The sequence below is a fragment of the Mesorhizobium sp. M1403 genome, assembly GCF_040317695.1.
In the GTDB taxonomy this organism is placed as follows: Bacteria; Pseudomonadota; Alphaproteobacteria; order Rhizobiales; family Rhizobiaceae; genus Mesorhizobium.
Window position 1 is genome coordinate 351259 of record NZ_JAMYKY010000004.1, and the last position, 18161, is coordinate 369419.

Here is an 18161-nt window from a genome sequence, read left to right on the forward strand (position 1 = left end):
ATTGCGTCGCCAGCTAATGGAACTCCGGCAGCGGTCCCTGGTAGCGGGCGCGTGGTCTGATCAGGCCGCTGCTTGTCACCTGCTCCACGGCATGCGCGGCCCAGCCGATGCTGCGGCCGAGCGCAAACAAGCGAAACGGCGCATCGGACGGCAAACGGAGGCTGCGCGTCAGCGCGGCCAAGGCGAAATCGACGTTCGGGCGCATGCCCGTTGCCGCAAAGGCCGCATCGCAAAGCCGTAACAGCCCATCATCGACATCGATCGCGGCCAGCAACGGTTCCGCACGCGGATCGCCGTCGGGATAAAGCGGATGGCCAAATCCGGGCAGTGGCCTGTCGTGACCGAGCCAGCGTCCGACAGCCGCATCCGACCCCAATCTCTGCGCATCCTCCGCCAGCATCATGACCGCCTCCGCGGCGCCGCCATGGCGCGGACCGGAGAGCGTGGCGAGGCCAGCAAGCAGGCAGGCCGAAACAGGTGCACCGGTGGACGCGGCGACCCGCGCGGCGAAGGTCGATGCGTTCAGTTCGTGATCGGCCAACAGCACCAGCGAGCGGCGGATCAAGTCTGCGCCGGCTGCATCGAGGGACCAGCCCTGCGCCAGTCGTTCGTGCACGGCACCGATTCCGCGAACCGCGCCGAGCGCCTGGGCCAGAGCGGCGATGGCGCCGGCCGCATCGTGGTTGAGCGAAGCCGCCCTGCGGCCGAGCGAAGGCCGGCCCTTGGCCGCCAACGCGGCCAATTCCGCGAAGGCAGCCGGCCGGCCAGTTGCGCCGTTGCCATGGCGGCTCGCCGACACGAACGACACTGGTGCGTCAGATGCCCAAAGCAGGTTTGCCGTCTGCTCCAGCGTGGCAGTCTCGCAGAGTGCAACCGCATCCTGGCCACGATAGACGAGGCGGCCGTGCAAAACGGTCGAGATCGTGGTGGCGATCGCCGGCTCACCCCAGGCAATTGCACTTTCGGCGATTGCCTGGGGATTTCGGCCGCGCGCCCGGCGGCTCGCCAGCGCCGCGATGTCGTCGGCGCGATACTGGCTGCGGCGTGGGTCGGCCCGATCCGGCCGCATGCCGATGCGTCCGCGGCTGACATAGGCATAGAGCGTCTGGGCGCGCACCTTGAGGCGCTCCAGGGCTTCGTCCCGCGTCAGCCACTCAGTCATGTAAACCTGGCACGTTGATTCGGTTGATCAAGATTGATGGTCCAGCCGCCAACCCTTATCTACGACCCGGAAAGGGTCAAGGAGAAAACCAATGGCGAATGGGCTCGATGATGTGGTGGCGGCAGAAACGGTGCTCTCCGATGTCGACGGTCTTGGCGGCCGCCTGACCATCCGGGGCCATTCGTTGCCGGAACTGGCAGGCCGCTGGAAATACGCCGACGTGGTTCGGCTGCTGTTCGACGGCTCTTTCGACGATCTTCCCGGCGAAAAGGAGCTGGCGAAAGCGATCGGCCGGGCGCGCAGTGAAGTGTTCGAGCGGATCGAACCCTTGCTGCCGTTTCTCGCATCCCTCGATATTTACAGCGCGATGCGCGCCGGCATTGCCCTACTGCCGGACGGCGACAAATTGCCGGACGCGCTCAGGCTGGTTGCGGCACCTGCCGTGCTGACGCCGGCCTTGCTGCGCTTGCAGCGCGGCGAAAGCCCAATTGCGCCTGATCGCAAGGCCGATCATGCCGCCGACATGCTGCGGATGCTGACCGGCATGGCGGCCTCGCCGAAGTTGGCGAAAGCGCTCGATACCTATCTTGTGACGGTTTGCGACCATGGCCTCAACGCATCGACCTTCGCCACGCGCGTGGTCGCCTCGACGCAGGCGGGGCTTACTTCGGCGGTGCTGGCCGGACTCGGAGCGCTCAAGGGGCCGCTGCATGGCGGCGCGCCAGGTCCGGTGATCGAGATGCTGGATGCGATAGAGGCGCATGGCGACGCCGCCATCTGGCTGCGCGACGAGATCGCGCGCGGCCGCCGCATCATGGGCTTCGGGCATCGCATCTACCGTGTGCGCGATCCGCGTGCCGACGTGCTGAAAGCGGTGGTGCGGCAACTCGGCGCCGAGGGCGAAGCCGGCCACCGGCTGGCGTTTGCCGAAAGCGTGGAGCAAGCGGCGCTTGAAGTGCTTCGCATCGCCAAGCCGTCGCGCTCGCTCCAGACCAATGTCGAGTTCTTCACAGCACTTCTGCTGGAGGCCGCGGGCTTTCCGAAAGAGGGGTTCACCAATGTCTTTGCTGCCGGGCGCGTCGCCGGCTGGATCGCCCACGCCCGCGAGCAGCAGACGAGCGGACGGCTGATCCGGCCGCAGTCGTGCTATATCGGGCCGGTGCCGGACCTCGTCGCCTAAGGATTTTCCCCCGCATGCTTTGCGGAAACCGGCCCCGCTACAGCCGGTGCCAGACACTCTCTCGTCAAGGTGAGAGAGGTCCTCATGACAAAAATTTCATGTCATTGCTCCACACATCCGCTGTTCTTGGGTGGCAGAGAGCCTATATGCTGCAGTGCAGCATGGTTCCGCGGGAGCCCGCCTCGAAAGGAATAAGCCGCCTTGACCGCCAGAAAAACCGCCATCGTCACCGGTTCCACCTCGGGCATCGGCCTGGCCATTGCCCACGCGCTCGCGGCCGAAGGCTGCAACATCGTCGTCAATTCCTTTTCCGACACCGCCGACGACCACGCCATCGCCGACGCAATTGCGAAACACCACAAGGTCCAGACCGCCTATGTCAAGGCTGACATGTCGAAGCCGGCCGAGTGCCGGGCTCTGGTCATGAAGGCAGCCGAGACATTCGGCTCGGTCGACATCCTGGTCAACAATGCCGGCATCCAGCATGTCGCGCCGGTGGAAAGCTTCCCGATCGAGAAGTGGGATGCGATCATCGCCATCAACCTGTCATCGGCCTTCCACACCATCGCCGCCGCCATCCCGTTGATGAAACAGGCCGGTGGCGGCCGGATCGTCAACGTCGCCTCGGCCCATGGGCTGGTGGCCTCGCCGTTCAAGTCGGCCTATGTCTCGGCCAAGCACGGCATTATGGGCCTGACCAAGACGGTCGCCCTGGAACTGGCGCGCGACAAGATCACCTGCAATGCCATTTGTCCCGGCTATGTGCTGACGCCGCTGGTCGAGGCGCAGATCCCCGACCAGATGAAGGCCAACAAGATGGACCGCGAGACTGTGGTCCGCGAGGTCATGCTCGAAAAGCAGCCGACCAAGGAGTTCGTCACCGTCGAGCAGGTTGCGGCGGCGGCAGTGTTCCTGTGCTCGGATGCGGCAGCGCAGATCAACGGCACGCACATCTCTGTCGATGGCGGCTGGACCGCTCAGTGAGCCGTCCAGCGGTCAAGGGTCACGCCATGCCGAAAAACGGCAAGGCGGAGGAGCCAAAGAAGATCAACATCGCGCTGCAAGGCGGGGGTTCGCACGGGGCGTTTTCCTGGGGCGTGCTCGATCGGCTGCTCGAGGACGGGCGCCTCGATATAACGGCGGTTTCGGGCACCAGCGCCGGCGCCATGAATGCCGTCGCGCTGGCCGACGGCTTTGTCCGCGGCGGCGTCGAGGGCGCGCGGCGGAAGCTCGACGATTTCTGGCGTGCGGTGGCGGCAAAGGGCCGCTTCAGCCCAGTGCAGCGCATGCCTTGGGACGTCGCCTGGGGCAATTGGTCGATCGAGAACACGCCCGGCTATTTCCTGTTCGACACGATGTCGCGGGTATTTTCGCCCTATGTCGCAAATCCGCTCGCCATCAATCCGCTGCGCGACGTGGTCGAACGTGAGATTGATTTCGACAATGTGCGCGCCTGCAAGTCGATGGAACTGTTCATTTCCGCGACCAATGTCGAGACCGGCCAGTTGCGTGTCTTCTCGGACGGCGAGATCGACCTCGACACGGTGATGGCGTCGGCCTGCTTGCCGCAATTGTTCCGTGCCGTCGAGATCAAGGGCGTGCCCTATTGGGATGGCGGTTATGGCGGCAACCCGGCACTGTTCCCGTTCTTCAAGACAGCGGCCACCGAGGACGTGCTTTTGGTGCAGATCAATCCGGTGGTCCGCGAGGGGACGCCGAAGAGCGCCAATGAGATCCAGAACCGCATCGACGAGATCACTTTCAATGCCGGGCTGTTGCGCGAATTCCGCTCGATCGCCTTCGTCAAGGAACTGATCGCCGCCGGCCGATTGCCGCACGGCGAATATCGCGACATCCGCATGCACCGCATCGATGCCGACGAGGCGTTCAAGGATCTATCGGCATCGTCCAAGGTCAATGCCGAATGGGCGTTCCTTGCCTATCTGCGCGACCTCGGCCGCACCGCAGCCAGTGACTGGCTGGAAGAAAATTACGACGCCGTCGGCAAGCGGCCGACGATCGATCTGTCCGGCGAGCTCGACGACGGCTTGAAGCCGGTGCGCGGGCCGGCGCCGGGCCGGCGGGTCAAGGAGTTTCTTGCGGCGCGCAAGCAGCCCGAGGCCGCCCGCCGTCCGGCCTAGAACGATTCATCCTTTCGGAAACGCCGAACCGCTCTATCTTTTTTGACGCAATTCCGGACGGAAAACCGTTTCACACTTTTTCTGGAATTGTTCTGGCTCCCCCGCAAAGCAGATGACATCGCAATCTGTCCAATCATCCTGACACTTGCTGCCATACCGCTGTTTTGGCGATCAACAGCCGATGCTGCAGCCGCATCTTTGCGGACAAAGCAACAATCCATCAACTTTTCTGACTATATTGCGATGCAACTTTGAGGTAGAAGCGCGCTTCGCCGATCACGGCAATTTGAATACGGCCTCGCGCGCACCCATATCGGCGACGCGCCCCAAGTAGAAGATGCGGCCTGGCCGAACCCCGCGCACTGGAAAAAATGACGATGCCGAAATTCAGGTTTCACAAGCTTGCAGCCATTATTGTGCTCATCGGGTTCGCCGGCTGGATGGCGACAGGCGAATTCTCGTCCGTCGGTAGCGCGTCCGCCGACAACAAGCCCAAGGCAGGAGAGGTCGAGCAGCCCAAGGCAGCCGACGCAGGCAAGCCCCAAACTGGCGAACAGGGAGCTGCCAAGCCGGGGACTGCCGAGGCAGAACAGCCCAAGGCGCCGTTGCGCACGGTCGCGGTCATAACCCCGCCGCGGCGTACCTATGCACGCGCTATCCGCATTTCCGGACTGACCGAAGCCGATAAACGCGCCGTCCTGGCGACACGCGTAGCAGGCGTCATCGACAAGCTGCCGGTCAAGCAGGGTCAACACGTCAAGACAGGCGACCTCGTGCTGATGCTTGCCGCCGAGGAAAAAATCTCGGCGGTCGACAATGCCAAACAACTTGTCGTGCAGCGTGAGGCGGAACTGGCTGCGGCCTTGCGGTTGATGAAAACCGGCAATCTGCCGACGCTGCAGCTCGATACGGCCCGCTCCAACCTGTCGCTGGCCAAGTCGCAACTGGACGCCGCGCAAGCCGAACTCGACCGCAACGAGGTGAAGGCGCCCTTCGACGGTGTCATCGACCGGGTGCCGGTGGAGCTTGGCAGTTCCGTCATGCAGGGCGGCGAGGTGGCGACCGTTCTGAAGCTCGATCCGGTGATCGCCCGCGGCGAAGTCAGCGAACGCGATCTCGGCTATCTGAAGATCGGTGACGAAGCCAACGTGCGCCTGGTCAGTGGCCAGATCGTCAAGGGTACGGTGCGCTACATCAGCCGGGATGCATCTTCGGCAACCCGTACCTTCCGGGTTGAAGTCGCTATCCCCAATGCCGATGGGTCCGTACCGGCTGGCATGACGGCAGAAATTGCGCTCAGCGCCCAGCCGACCGACGCCGTGATGCTGCCGCGATCGGTGGTGACGCTCGGCGACAAGGGCGACCTCGGCATCCGCGCCGTCGACAAGGATGACAAGGTCGTGTTCTTCCCGATCGACCTGGTCGACGACACGCCGACCGGCCTGGTGCTCGGCGGCATTCCGGCCGACGCCCGCATCATCGTCGCTGGCCAGGAGCTGGTGAAGGAAGGCGAAGTGGTCAAGCCGGTCGAGGCCGACCAGGCGACCATTCAAAAGCTGTTGGGCGAAGCGACGACCGGGACGCAGTAATCATGGACATCGTCAAACTTGCAATCAGCAATGCCCGGCTGACCATTGCGGTCCTGGTCTTTCTCATCCTTGCCGGTGCGGTCGCCTACCAGTCGACGCCGAAGGAAGCGGAACCCGACGTTCCGATTCCGATGATGTATGTCAGCCTGATCTACCAGGGAATCTCGCCGGAAGACTCCGAACGCCTCCTGCTGCGGCCGATGGAAGCCAAGCTGAAGAGCCTGAAGGGCCTCAAGGAGATGCGCTCGGCCGCCTTCCAGGGCGGCGGTTATGTGCTGGTCGAATTCCAACCACAGACGGATCTCGCCACCGCGCTGCAGGACACGCGCAGCAAGGTGCAGGACGGCAAGGCCGACCTGCCGCAAGCGGCTGAGGAGCCCGTGGTCTCCGAGGTCAACATCTCCGAGTTCCCCGTCCTGGTCGTGACGCTGTCGGGCGAGGTGCCCGAGCGCGTGCTGACGGCGGCGGCGCGCGAGTTGCGCGACCGCATCGAGGAAGTGCCTGGCGTGCTCGAGGGCTCATTGCAGGGTGCGCGCGACGACCTCGTCGAAGTGGTCATCGATCCGATGAAACTTTCGTCCTACGGGCTGCAGCTCGACCAGTTGATCGGTGCGGTCGGCGCTTCCAACAGTCTTGTCGCCGCCGGCAACATCGAAGGATCCGAGGGCAAATACGCAGTCAAGGTGCCCTCGCTTATCGAGACACCAGAAGATGTGGCGGCGCTTCCGGTCGTCGCCGGCCCCAACGCGGTGGTGCAGGCCAAGGATATCGCCACCATCCGCTCGACCTTCAAGGACGCCGAGACGGTTACCCGCCTGGACGGCAAGCCGGCGATTGCCATCGAGGTGAAGAAGCGCATCGGCTCCAACCTGATCGATACGATTGGCAAGGTCAGGGAGGTGTCCGACGCCTTCATCAAGACGATGCCGGAGGGCATGCACGTCACCTACACGCAAGACAAGTCCGTCTTCGTGAACCAGTTGCTCGGCGACCTTCAGAACCACGTGATGATCGCCGTCATCCTGGTGTTCATTGTCATTCTCTACGCGCTGTCTGGCCGTGCCTCGCTACTGATCGGATTGGCCATCCCCTCATCCTTCCTGATCGGCATCCTGTTGCTGGCGATGATGGGCTACACGATCAACATGATCGTGCTGTTCAGCCTCATCCTGGCGGTCGGCATGCTGGTCGACGATGCCATCATCGTCACCGAATTCGCCGAGCGACGCATGAGCGAGGGCATGCCGAAGGAACAGGCGTTCGCGCTTGCGGCCAAGCGCATGGCCGGCCCGGTCATCGCCGCGACGATGACGCGCATTGCCGCCTTCTCGCCGCTGTTGTTCTGGCCGGGCATCATCGGCGATTTCATGAAATACATGCCGATCACGTTGATCGTGACGCTCTCGGCCTCGATGCTCTATGCGCTGGTCTTCGCGCCGACGCTGGGCGCCATATTTGCCAAGGCGCCGGCTCATCACCCCGACGACAATCGCGACGGCTGGTACATGGCCGTGGTCAAGCAGGCGGTGCATTATCCCATCACCGTGCTTGTCCTTACCGTCGCGCTGTTGTTTGGCGTGGGCTACGCCTATTCGAAATTCGGCGCCGGCGTCGAATTCTTCCCGAATGTCGAGCCTGACTACGGCCTGCTCTATGTCCACGCCCGCGGCAATCTTTCGCTTGCCGAAATGGACGCGGCCACCAAGACGGCGGAAAACCGGCTGCTCGGCTGGCCGGGCGTGAAGTCTGTCTATACCCGTGTCGGCAAGACGCAGGGCGGCGGCCAGGACGTTCCGGAAGACGTGGTCGGCGTGATCCAGTATGAATTCGTCGACTGGCGCGAGCGCAAATCGGCGAACTCAATCCTGGACGAGTTGCGCGGCGTGATGGCCGGCATTCCCGGTGTCGACGTCGAGGTTCGCGTGCCGGAAGCCGGCCCGCCCACCGGCAAGCCGATCCAGATCAGGCTTTCGGCCGTCGACCCGAAGGGTCTTGACGACAAGGCCCGCGCCGTCGCCACGCGCATTGCCAAGGTGCCCGGCGTCATCGATATTTCCGATGGCCTGGCGCCGCCCGGCGTCGATTGGGCGCTCGAGGTCGATCGCGCCAAGGCGGCGCAGTACGGCATCAGTCCGACCGCGGTCGGAACGGTCGTGCAACTGGTGACCAACGGGCTGAAGCTCAGCGAGTACCGCCCCGCCGGCGCCGACGATGCAGTCGACATCAGACTGCGCCTGCCCGAGGATCGGCGCACGCTGTCGACGCTCGACGAACTCAGGGTTCAGACCGCGCAAGGCTCGGTGCCGATCTCGAACTTCGTCGTACGCAAGCCGGAGCCGACGGTCGGTATCCTCAATCGCATCGACGGCGCGCGAACGGTGGTCGTCCAGGCCAACGTCGCTGCCGGCGCCCAGGTGGCTGCCGTCCAGCAGGAGGTCACCAAAGCTGTCGCCGACATGAACCTCGGCAGCGGCATTCGCTGGAAGCTTGCCGGTTCCAATGAGGACAGCGCGGAGGCCGGGGCCTTCCTCAGCAAAGCCTTCGGTGCCGCGATCTTCCTGATCTTCATCGTGCTTCTGGCGCAGTTCAACAAGTTCACCAGCGTCTGGCTGGTGCTGTCCTGCGTGGTCATGGCGACGATCGGCGTGTTCCTAGGGCTGCTGCTGACGGGAGAGGCATTCGGCATCGTCATGTCGGGCATCGGTGTCATCGCGCTGGCCGGCGTGGTGGTGAACAACAACATCGTGCTGATCGACACCTATGACCGGTTGCGCGAAGAGGGCTGGGACAAATACGAAGCCGTTCTGCAGACCTGCCGCGAACGTGCCCGCCCGGTGGTGCTGACGGCGGTGTCGGCGATCCTCGGCGTGCTGCCGATCGCTTTCGGCCTCGGCCTCGAAATCTTCCATCACGAGACGACGATCAACGCGCCGTCGACGCAATGGTGGATTTCGCTGTCGTCGGCGATCGTCTTCGGCCTGTCCTTCGCCACCGTGCTGACGCTGGTGGTGACGCCGTCAATGCTGATGGTGTTCACCCGCGCCAAGGTAAAACCCGGTGCGCGTCGGGGCTGGTTCAGTCGCCTGTTGGGGCGCGGCAAGGCCGAGATCTCGTCGGAAGGCCTGGAGGCCGATCTGGGCGCCGAACCGGCGATCGCCTTCCCGAAGGCCGCCGAATAGAGGCTGAATCGCCGTTCTGATCAAGCAAAGGCCGCCCGGGAACAATGGGCGGCCTTCTGCATTGTTCCGTCATTGCAACCTCAAAGCGAGGATTTTCTGATGACGATAAGCACCATTCTCATCATTATCCTTATTCTTATCCTGATTGGCGCGGTTCCGGCGTGGCCGCATTCGCGGTCCTGGGGTTACGGACCATCCGGCATCGTCGGCGTCATCCTGATCGTTGTCCTGGTGCTGCTGTTGATGGGCCGGATCTGACCGCAATCATTGGTCCCCGACAAGCGGCGGATGACCGTCAGGCCATCCGCCTTTTTTCAGATTGCTTCTGCGCTGCCTTCACCGTGGCGATACCGATGTCTTCAAGCGCTTCCGACACTGCATTTTCCAGCGGCGTGTGGGGGATCGCACCGATAATGCCTTCAAGCCTGCCTGAAACCAGCCGGTGCGGCTCGAAGCGGAGATAGGACATCGAAACGATCTCGCGCCACATCGCCACAAATGGGCTGCCGGCACGCAGCACCCACCACGGCATCGACGTCAGTTTCAACGTGCGCCCGAGCGCCTTCTCAGCGGCCGCCTTGATCTCCAGATCGGTCACCGCATGGCCGGGAAAGTTCAGCGCCTCGTAGGAGCCGAGCTTGTCGAGATTGTCGGCCAGTCCGACGAAAGCCTTGGCCAGGTCGGGCAGATAGGCCCATTCATGCACGAGATCGACCGGCCCTGGGGCGGTATAGACGCCCTTGGTCATCTTGGCGGCAACGACCAGATCGAACCACGATCCGCTGCCGGTGCCGCCGAAGAAGTCACCGGCGCGCAGCAGGATGGTGCGCACCCGACCCGCGTCGGCCTCGCGGCGAAACAGGTCTTCCATGGCAACGCGGATGCGGCCCTTTTCCGTCGTCGGGTGAAACGGCGTGTCTTCGGTGATCACCGCCGGTATCGGCGAGCCGTAGTTGTAAACGGTGCCCGGGAAGAGATGCAGCGCGCCGTTCGCCCAGCAGGCGGCCATGACGTTCTCGGCCATCGGCAGGCACTTGCTCCAGTCGGTGTAGAGCGGGCTCAGGCCGTTGAAAATGATATCAATGCCGTCGGTGGCGCGGATCAGCGCCTCGCGGTCGAGCGCATCGCCGGCGATCGCCGTGGCGCCTTCGAGCTCCGCCGGCACCTTGCCGCTGCGGGTGACAGCGCGGACGTGGTAGCCAGCATCGATGAAGGCCTTGGCCACCGCGCGGCCGAGCCGGCCATTGGCGCCGAGAATTGCGATCTTGGTCATTGTTCGTCTCCGTGTTTGCGTTACGACGCCAATGTGATCTCTTCGCTAACGAATGGAAATTGACTAAAGCTGGCGATCTGATATTCAATTTTGAATGGATATCGACTGGAACCTGATCAAGAGTTTCGTCACGGTGGCGGAGACCGGGAGCCTGTCGGCGGCCGCGCGAAAGCTTGCCGCAAGCCAGCCGACACTCGGCCGCCACATCGCCGAGCTGGAGCAGGCGCTCGGCGTCACCTTGTTCCGGCGCGGGCGGCGCGGCTATGCGCTCACGGAAGCGGGCAGCACGCTTTTTGAACGGGGCCGCGCGGTGAGCGAGCAGGCGAGCGCATTTTCGCTGCTGGCCCTGGGATCGGTCGAAGCGATCGAGGGCACGGTGCGCATTGCCGCCAGCGAGGTGGTGGCGGCCTATGTGCTACCCGAGATGACGGCGCGGCTCGCCGTCGAGGAACCCGGCATCGAGGTTGAGATCGTCGCTTCGAACCAGGTCGAGAATCTGCTGCGTCGCGACGCCGACATTGCCATCCGCATGGTCAAGCCGGCGCAGAATGAACTGGTCGCGCGCAAGGTGACCGACATTCCGCTCCGCGCCTGCGCGGCAAAATCCTATCTCGACCGGCGTGGCCGTCCGCGCGAGGCCCGCGATCTTGCCGAGCACGATCTGGTCGGCTTCGATCGCAGCGATGAAATCATTCGCGGCTTGGCTCAATTCGGCGTCGCGCTCACCCGCAATGCCTTCCGCTTCAGGACCGACAATCAGATCGTGCTTTGGGAAGCGGTGCGGACGGGAAACGGCATCGGCTTTGGCCAGCAGCCGCTGGCCGAGCGCGATGCACTGGTGGAAATCGTGCTGCCGGACCTCCCGCTGCCGACGCTGCCGGTGTGGCTGGCCATGCACCGCGACGTGCGTACCAGCGTGCGCATCCGCCGCGTGGCGGATTTCCTCTACGAAGAGTTGAAGCGCTATTCAGCCGGTGCTGCCTCGGCAGCGAATTCGGCACGGTGAGCGAGGCCAGCCATCACCAACACGACGATCAGTAGCCCAGAGAGAGCGACGAAGATCGGGCCGAAGCTCGAGTGTTCGGCGATGAAGCCGATCGCCGAAGGCGCCACCAGGATGCCTGAGTAACCCATTGTGGTGACGACGCTCATGCCGGTGCCGGGCGCCATGCCCTCCTGGTTGCCGCCGGCCGAAAAGATGATCGGCACCATATTGGCAATACCCAGGCCGCAAAAGGCAAAGGCGGCAATGGCCAGCCACGGCGAGGGAGCCAGCCCGGCCACCAGCATGCCGGCTGCAGCGGCAAGCGCCGACGCGCGCAGCGTCGTAACGGCACCGAAACGGTTGCGGACGCCATCGCCGAGAAAGCGCATGACGGCCATGACGCCGGAAAAGGCGGCATAGGCCAGGCCTGCGATAGCAAGATCGGCGCCGAGCTCCTGCCTGAGATACAGCGCTGCCCAGTCGAGCACCGCGCCTTCGGAGATCATCGTCAGCAGCGCCATCAGCCCGACCAGATAGACAAGCGGGTTTGCCGGCAGGGCGAATTTGTGATGCTCGGCGACCGGGTGCTTGTCCTCGGCGATCAGGTAGCGGATCGCTACCGCGATGACAGCAAAGGCAAGCGCCGTCACCATCGTCGCATGCGCGAGATGACCATAGTTCTGGATGGCGAAACCGCCCAAAGCGCCGCCTGCGAAACCGCCAAGGCTCCAGAAACCGTGCGAGGACGACATGATGGCGCGGGACAGCCGCCGTTCCACCGCCACCGCATTGGCATTCATGGCGACGTCCATGCCGCCGATCGAACCGCCGAAGATGAACATGGCGATGGCCGCCAGGGGCACATTGGGGGCCAGAGCCACCATCAAAAGACCGAAGCTGCCGGCAAGTCCGAACCAGCGCAGCACGGTGCGCGAGCCATGCTTCGAGATCAGATGGCCGCACCAGGTCATGGCGGTGACGGCGCCGGCGCCGAACAACAGGATCAGCAGGCCGAGCGTGAATTTGCTGATGTCCAGCCGGGTCAGGAACACCGGGATCTGCGGCGCCCAGCTGCCGGTCAGGAAGCCGTTGGCGAGGAAGATGCCGGCCACGGCCCAGCGTCCACGAATCGCGATTTGCGTGATTTTCTGCGCGTCCATCGGGTAGAATCCGGTCCGGAAATGGCTTTGCGCGGCAAATTAGATCGATTCAATTCACAGTCAAGCGCTCTTCGCCGAAAGTGCTTGGACCAGACGGCGCCACAAGGCGCCGGTGGACGCTACGTCCTCTCGTGTCGGCCAACCACCTCGGTGGTCCACTCCAAAATCTCTACGGCTCGGGATAAGGCGCGCCATCCTTGTGCACAAACCGGCCGTCGGCGTTGGTGCTCATCATGTCGATGTCGGAGCAGGTGGTTACGTCGGCGGGCCAACGCGAACCAACTTCGAGATAGATCGCAACTGCGCCCGATTTGTTGATCATGTGATGGCCGTTGCCGGAGCCTTTCGGAAAGGCCGCGCAATCACCCGCGCGCAGCACCGTCTCGCCGGCATCTTCGACGAGCGTCAGCTCGCCTTCGAGCACGTAGACGAACTCGTCTTCGTGCGAATGCCAGTGGCGCTGGCTCGACCAGTTGCCCGGCGGCAGGCGCATGAGATTGATGCCGAAGTCGGTGAGCCCGCCGGCGTTGCCCAGCCGCTGCCGCACGCGTTCGGCACAGGGTGCATCGAACGGGGGTGGATAGGATGAGCCCTTGCGTCCGGGTACGTCGGCGACGTCGATCTTAGGCACGGCAGTCCTCCCATTTGGGGCGAAAACCATTCGTGAAGGTCGTTCAGTGCGATGGATTGTGACCCTGGAACGGTTCATCGTTTCACGGAAACGCCGAACCGTTCCATCCTTTTGTCTTGACGCAATTCCGGACGGAAAACCGTTCACACTTTTCCTGGAATTGCTCTAGTGGTCCCTGGGGCGTCTTGGCTCGAACTCGGCCTTCTTGGCATCGGAGGCCTCGATCTGGTTCAGTGCCTGCCACTCGGCATAGGCCATGCCGTAGATGATCTCGCGCGACTGGTCCTTGCTGAGTTCGACACCCTCGGCTTGCGCCGCATCGCGGTACCAGTTGGACAGGCAGTTGCGGCAGAAGCCGGCGAGGTTCATCAGGTCGATGTTCTGCACGTCGGAACGCTCGCGCAGATGCGCGACCAGCCGGCGGAAGGCAGCGGCTTCGAAATCGCGCTTTTGTACGTCGCTGAGTTCGGTCATGGCTTGTTGGCCTCCTTGGCCTCCATCATGCCGGCCCGGTGCGCGAGCCGAATATTTTCACTGCATGTATATCGGCACGTCGATCTATCGCGTCAACGATCGGCGCCAGCCGTTCGGCCCAGGCGAGCGCACCCTTCCGGTCGGCGATCAGGTCCTGGCGGATCTCGATAAGCGCATGGGCAAAGCCGTTGACGATAGCGTGCCTGAACATGGTATCGCCGCGCAGTGCGCCGTCATAGGGTTCGTTGTCGCCGACGACGAGGCTCTTGTCCTCGGCGAGCATGTCGATCAGCGGCCGCGCAACGCGATCGTCGAGATCCCATAATATGCCGACATGCCACGGCCGCACGAAGCCCTGCATGGTCGGTGTGAAGGAATGCACCGAAAAAATGAAGGGCGCCTGCGCCGACGCTTGCGCCACCGAGGCGATCATGGCGCCGACGGCGTCATGATAGGGGCGGTAAAAGCGATCCAGCCGTCTTTCGCGTTCCTCCGGCGCCATGGGATAATTTCCCGGGATGACGGTGCCGTCATAGAGCTGGCGAATCAGCGTTGGATCGTCCTCGCCGCGATTGGGGTCGATCAGCAGTCGCGAAAAATTGGCAAGCACCGCCGGAACGCCGAGCAGACTTGCGAGTTCGCGGGTTACAGTCTCGACGCCGATGTCGTAGGCGATGTGGCGGTCGAACTCCGCCGCGGGCAGGCCGAGGCTGCCATACTCCTCCGGCAGGTCGCGGCGGGCGTGATCGGCCAAAAGCACCATGCCGCGCTTGCGATCGCCTTCGACGATGTCGAAAGGCGCGAAAACTGTGGATCGGGTCATTGGCGGGAAAGGTCTGTTCGCTGGCTTCCGGGGAGGGTGGTATCGTCATTCCACGAAGAGAACGCTCGCGCAATGCCGTTGTTTGGCCACGGTTTCTGCCAAAAAACTGAGCAGGGGCGACCGTAAGCGCGCCAGAGCCTTCTAAATCGATTGGATTGGACAGATCGGCGCGTTGACATGCGTACGGACTTTTCCGAAAAGGGGCGTTGAGAGATGCAAATGTGGTTCTTGAGGGGTTTCGGGATGGGTTTCGCCGGCAGGCTGCGCGTGCGCCACGCCTTGGCCATGCCCCTCCTGGTACCGGCCATGGGCCTTTTCGCGGTGATTTCGGCCTCGCCGGCACGGGCCGATTTCCGGGTCTGCAACGCCACGCAGAACCTGGTCGGTGTCGGCATCGGCTATCGCGCCAAAGCTGGCTGGATCACCGAAGGCTGGTGGCACATCGAAGGGTCGAGCTGCAAGACGCTGATCGAGGGACCGTTGTCATCAAGGTTTTACTATCTTTATGCAGAAGACGCCGAGCGCGGCGGACGCTGGGATGGCCCGATCAACATGTGCGTGGCCGAAAAAGAATTCAAGATCGCCGGCGTTACCGATTGCGTCGCCCGGGGCTTTCAGCGCGCCGGATTCCAGGAATATGACACGGGCGAGCAGGCAAGCTGGATGGTCCAGCTGACTGACGAGCCCGCAACGGATGGCGCTCCAGCCGCCCCGGGAACAAACAGTCAATGAGACGCAGCCGCAAGGTCAAGATCCTCGCCACCATCGGTCCGGCCTCCTCGTCCGAGGAGATGCTGAAGAAGCTGTTCGAAGCCGGCGCCGACGTGTTCCGCATCAATATGAGCCACACCGACCATGAATTGATGCGGACGCTCGTCGGCCGTATTCGTGCCGTCGAGGAGGCGGTCGGCCGGCCGATCGGCGTTCTCGCAGACCTGCAAGGGCCAAAGCTGCGCGTCGGCAAGTTCGCCAACGGCAAAGAGGTGCTGACCGTCGGTCAGACCTTCACGCTCGACGACAATCCCGAACCCGGCAATTCGACGAGGGTCTACCTGCCGCATCCCGAAATCCTGCGTTCGGTCGAGGCTGGTCATCGCCTGCTGATCGACGACGGCAAGCTCGAGCTCAAGGCGGTCAGCAGCAACGGCAAGGCGATCGTCTGCACCGTCGTCGCCGGCACGATCATTTCCGACAAGAAGGGCGTCAGCCTGCCCGACACCGACCTGCCGGTCGGAGCGCTGACGGAAAAGGACCGCCGGGATCTCGACGCGGTTCTGGCGACCGGCGTCGACTGGGTGGCACTGTCCTTCGTGCAGCGGCCCGAGGACCTGGCCGAAGCACGCAAGATCGCACGCGGCCGGGCGCTGATCATGGCCAAGATCGAAAAGCCGCAGGCCGTCGCCCGGCTGGCCGAGATCATTGAACTTTCGGATGCGCTGATGGTTGCCCGCGGCGATCTCGGCGTCGAGATGCCGCTCGAAGCCGTGCCTGGCATCCAGAAGCAGATCACTCGCGCCGCGCGCCGTGCCGGCAAGCCGGTGGTGGTCGCCACGCAGATGCTGGAATCGATGATCACCGCGCCGGTGCCGACCCGCGCCGAGGTGTCGGACGTTTCGATCGCCGTGTTTGAAGGCGCCGACGCGATAATGCTTTCGGCGGAGTCCGCCGCCGGCGCCTATCCGGTCGAGGCGGTGGCGATGATGAACCGGATCGCCACCAAGGTCGAAACCGACCCGACCTATGCCGGCATCATCAACGCGCAGCGCTCGGAACCGGAAGCGACGGGAGCCGACGCCATCTCGCTCGCCGCCCGCGAAATAGCCGAGACGCTTAAGCTGTCGGCGATCATCACCTATACCGCGTCCGGCACAACCGGCTTGCGCGCCGCGCGCGAGCGGCCGCAAGTGCCGATCGTGGCGCTGTCGCCGATCCTCAACACGGCGCGGCGGCTGTCGCTGCTGTGGGGCACGCATTGCGTCGTTTCTCCCGATGCCATCGACCTCGACGACATGGTCGATCGCGCCTGCCGCATCGCTTTGGACGAAGGCTTCGGTAAGCCCGGCGACCGCGTCATCATCACGGCCGGCGTGCCGCTGAGGACGCCGGGCTCGACCAACATGCTGCGCATCGCCTATGTCGGATCGGAAGTCGGCCGCTAATGTCGGCTGCGGCTGCCGGATGGGCCGGCTGCATGGCGCGTCGTAAACGCGGCGCCAGCCCGGCGCATCGACCGCAGTCGGGTTAGGATCGACGCCGAACTCCGCCAGCTTGCATCAGCCTGTGGCCGGCCGTGAAGCGGTTCGAAGGCCCTATCCGACTTGAGCTGGAAGTCAGTTAAGGTAATCTCTCCTGGGAGAAAGAGGAGGGTGATCCAATGTGGATGCGCACTGATCTTCTGGAACTCCTCGGCATTGAACACCCGATAATCCAGGCGCCGATGAGCGGCATCACCACGCCGGAACTCGCGGCGGCAGTCAGCAATGCCGGGGCGCTTGGCTCGCTCGGATGCGGCATTCTGCCTGCGGCGGCTATCCGCGAGCAGCTCACGGCGACACAGCACGCCACCAATCGTCCGATCAACGTCAACTTCTTTGCGCACCCGGCGCCGGCACGCGATGATGCGGCAGCTCAAAGTATGCGAGACCGCCTTCGCGGCTGCTATGAGGAGGTCGGCCTCGGACCGGTGCCCGAGCCGGGCGAACCCTTCCCCACCTTCGATCGTGAGCGTCTCGAAATTGTGCTCGAGCTTCGCCCGAAGGTGGTCAGCTTCCACTTCGGCCTACCCGACACCGCAATTGTGCAGCAGTTGAAAGCCGGCGGCTGTATTGTCCTGTGTTCGGCTACCACCGTCTCGGAAGCGCGCCAGCTTGAGGCAGGAGGGGTGGACGCCATTATCGCGCAGGGATACGAGGCGGGTGGGCATCGCGGCACATTCACTGGCGACCCTGCTATCGGCACAGCCGGCACTATGGCCCTCGTACCACAGATTGTTGATGCCGTGCGGGTGCCTGTAATTGCTGCCGGCGGTATCTTCGACGGTCGCGGCATTGCTGCCAGCTTTGCACTTGGTGCATCTGGTGTGCAGATCGGCACGGCTTTCCTGGCCTGTCCTGAAGCCAATGTGCAGCCAGTCTATCGCGTAGCATTGCGCTCGGCCAACGACGAGAGCACGTCGGTGACTCGCTGCTTCACTGGCCGCCCAGCGCGCGTGGTGCGCAACCGGTTTGTGATGGAAATGGCTGGTGAGGAAGATGCTGCGCTGGCGTTTCCGCTACAGGCGAGTCTGGTCATGCCGCTTTCAATGGCAAAGGATGAAAGCAAGCGGGCTGACTTCTTGCCTATTTGGGCCGGGCAGGGCGTTGCGAAGCTGCGGGAGATGCCGGCCGCCGCCCTTGTGGAGAAACTCGTCACGGAAGCAAGCGGCATAGATCGGGCCGATAGGGGAGTAGGGGAGTAGGGGAGTAGGGGAGTAGGGGAGTAGGCGAGTAGCCGAGTATACGAGAAGACGAGTAGAAGAGTAGAAGAGTAGACAATTAGCCAAGGAGGGGAGGAGTGGGGGGGGGG

At 63.5% G+C, this 18161-nt stretch carries 16 protein-coding genes; 10 read left to right on the forward strand and 6 right to left on the reverse strand.

Annotated features, from left to right (window positions below; translation table 11 throughout):
- Nucleotides 1-13: 13 nt before the first annotated feature.
- A complete protein-coding gene (locus NKH01_RS11270) occupies nt 14-1162 on the reverse strand; it encodes a citrate/2-methylcitrate synthase (RefSeq protein WP_353020209.1) in 1149 nt (382 codons plus the stop codon).
- A gap of 91 nt (nt 1163-1253) precedes the next feature.
- Between NKH01_RS11270 and NKH01_RS11275 the strand changes: the two genes are divergently transcribed.
- The 6 genes from NKH01_RS11275 to NKH01_RS11300 all read left to right on the forward strand — a co-directional run bounded on the left by NKH01_RS11275 (nt 1254) and on the right by NKH01_RS11300 (nt 9509).
- Complete coding sequence (locus tag NKH01_RS11275; RefSeq protein ID WP_353020211.1) at nt 1254-2342, forward strand: citrate synthase/methylcitrate synthase; 1089 nt, start codon at nt 1254-1256, stop codon at nt 2340-2342.
- A 201-nt stretch (nt 2343-2543) separates the two neighbouring features.
- Nucleotides 2544-3326, forward strand: a complete 783-nt coding sequence (locus NKH01_RS11280; RefSeq protein ID WP_023721008.1) for a 3-hydroxybutyrate dehydrogenase — start codon at nt 2544-2546, stop codon at nt 3324-3326.
- A 26-nt stretch (nt 3327-3352) separates the two neighbouring features.
- Nucleotides 3353-4483 carry a patatin-like phospholipase family protein gene (locus NKH01_RS11285; protein ID WP_023721007.1) on the forward strand — a complete coding sequence of 377 codons (1131 nt, stop codon included), beginning with the start codon at nt 3353-3355 and terminating at the stop codon, nt 4481-4483.
- Nucleotides 4484-4860: 377 nt separating this feature from the next.
- Nucleotides 4861-6072, forward strand: coding sequence for an efflux RND transporter periplasmic adaptor subunit (locus tag NKH01_RS11290; protein ID WP_353020213.1), 1212 nt, complete (start codon nt 4861-4863; stop codon nt 6070-6072).
- Nucleotides 6073-6074: 2 nt separating this feature from the next.
- A complete protein-coding gene (locus tag NKH01_RS11295; RefSeq protein WP_353020214.1) occupies nt 6075-9251 on the forward strand; it encodes an efflux RND transporter permease subunit in 3177 nt (1058 codons plus the stop codon).
- 99 nt (nt 9252-9350) lie between these two features.
- Nucleotides 9351-9509 (forward strand): DUF3309 family protein, encoded by a 159-nt coding sequence (locus tag NKH01_RS11300; RefSeq protein WP_023678456.1) that lies wholly within the window; start codon nt 9351-9353, stop codon nt 9507-9509.
- Between the two features lie 37 nt (nt 9510-9546).
- Here NKH01_RS11300 and NKH01_RS11305 read toward each other — a convergent pair whose 3' ends face one another.
- Entirely contained in the window at nt 9547-10524 is a 978-nt protein-coding gene (locus tag NKH01_RS11305) for an SDR family oxidoreductase (RefSeq protein WP_353020215.1), read from the reverse strand.
- A 94-nt stretch (nt 10525-10618) separates the two neighbouring features.
- Between NKH01_RS11305 and NKH01_RS11310 the strand changes: the two genes are divergently transcribed.
- Nucleotides 10619-11530 carry a LysR family transcriptional regulator gene (locus tag NKH01_RS11310; RefSeq protein ID WP_353020217.1) on the forward strand — a complete coding sequence of 304 codons (912 nt, stop codon included), beginning with the start codon at nt 10619-10621 and terminating at the stop codon, nt 11528-11530.
- Here the strand turns inward: NKH01_RS11310 and NKH01_RS11315 are convergent.
- The 4 genes from NKH01_RS11315 to NKH01_RS11330 all read right to left on the reverse strand — a co-directional run bounded on the left by NKH01_RS11315 (nt 11488) and on the right by NKH01_RS11330 (nt 14597).
- Nucleotides 11488-12669, reverse strand: a complete 1182-nt coding sequence (locus tag NKH01_RS11315; protein ID WP_352917726.1) for an MFS transporter — start codon at nt 12667-12669, stop codon at nt 11488-11490. The two genes, NKH01_RS11310 and NKH01_RS11315, sit on opposite strands and share 43 nt — an antisense overlap.
- Before the next feature lie 169 nt (nt 12670-12838).
- Nucleotides 12839-13300, reverse strand: coding sequence for a cupin domain-containing protein (locus tag NKH01_RS11320; protein WP_352480892.1), 462 nt, complete (start codon nt 13298-13300; stop codon nt 12839-12841).
- Between the two features lie 165 nt (nt 13301-13465).
- Nucleotides 13466-13774 carry a DUF1244 domain-containing protein gene (locus NKH01_RS11325; protein ID WP_353020218.1) on the reverse strand — a complete coding sequence of 103 codons (309 nt, stop codon included), beginning with the start codon at nt 13772-13774 and terminating at the stop codon, nt 13466-13468.
- Between the two features lie 25 nt (nt 13775-13799).
- Complete coding sequence (locus NKH01_RS11330; RefSeq protein ID WP_023720999.1) at nt 13800-14597, reverse strand: N-formylglutamate amidohydrolase; 798 nt, start codon at nt 14595-14597, stop codon at nt 13800-13802.
- Between the two features lie 285 nt (nt 14598-14882).
- On the opposite strand from NKH01_RS11330, the gene NKH01_RS11335 reads away from it, so the two are divergent.
- From NKH01_RS11335 to NKH01_RS11345, 3 genes are all read left to right on the forward strand, one after another.
- Complete coding sequence (locus NKH01_RS11335; protein ID WP_502894514.1) at nt 14883-15329, forward strand: DUF1036 domain-containing protein; 447 nt, start codon at nt 14883-14885, stop codon at nt 15327-15329.
- Nucleotides 15326-16756 carry a pyruvate kinase gene (pyk, locus tag NKH01_RS11340; protein ID WP_352494178.1) on the forward strand — a complete coding sequence of 477 codons (1431 nt, stop codon included), beginning with the start codon at nt 15326-15328 and terminating at the stop codon, nt 16754-16756. The genes NKH01_RS11335 and pyk overlap by 4 nt, the downstream gene beginning before the upstream one ends.
- Nucleotides 16757-16971: 215 nt before the next feature.
- Complete coding sequence (locus NKH01_RS11345) at nt 16972-18054, forward strand: NAD(P)H-dependent flavin oxidoreductase (RefSeq protein WP_352494179.1); 1083 nt, start codon at nt 16972-16974, stop codon at nt 18052-18054.
- The last annotated feature ends 107 nt before the right edge of the window (nt 18055-18161 follow it).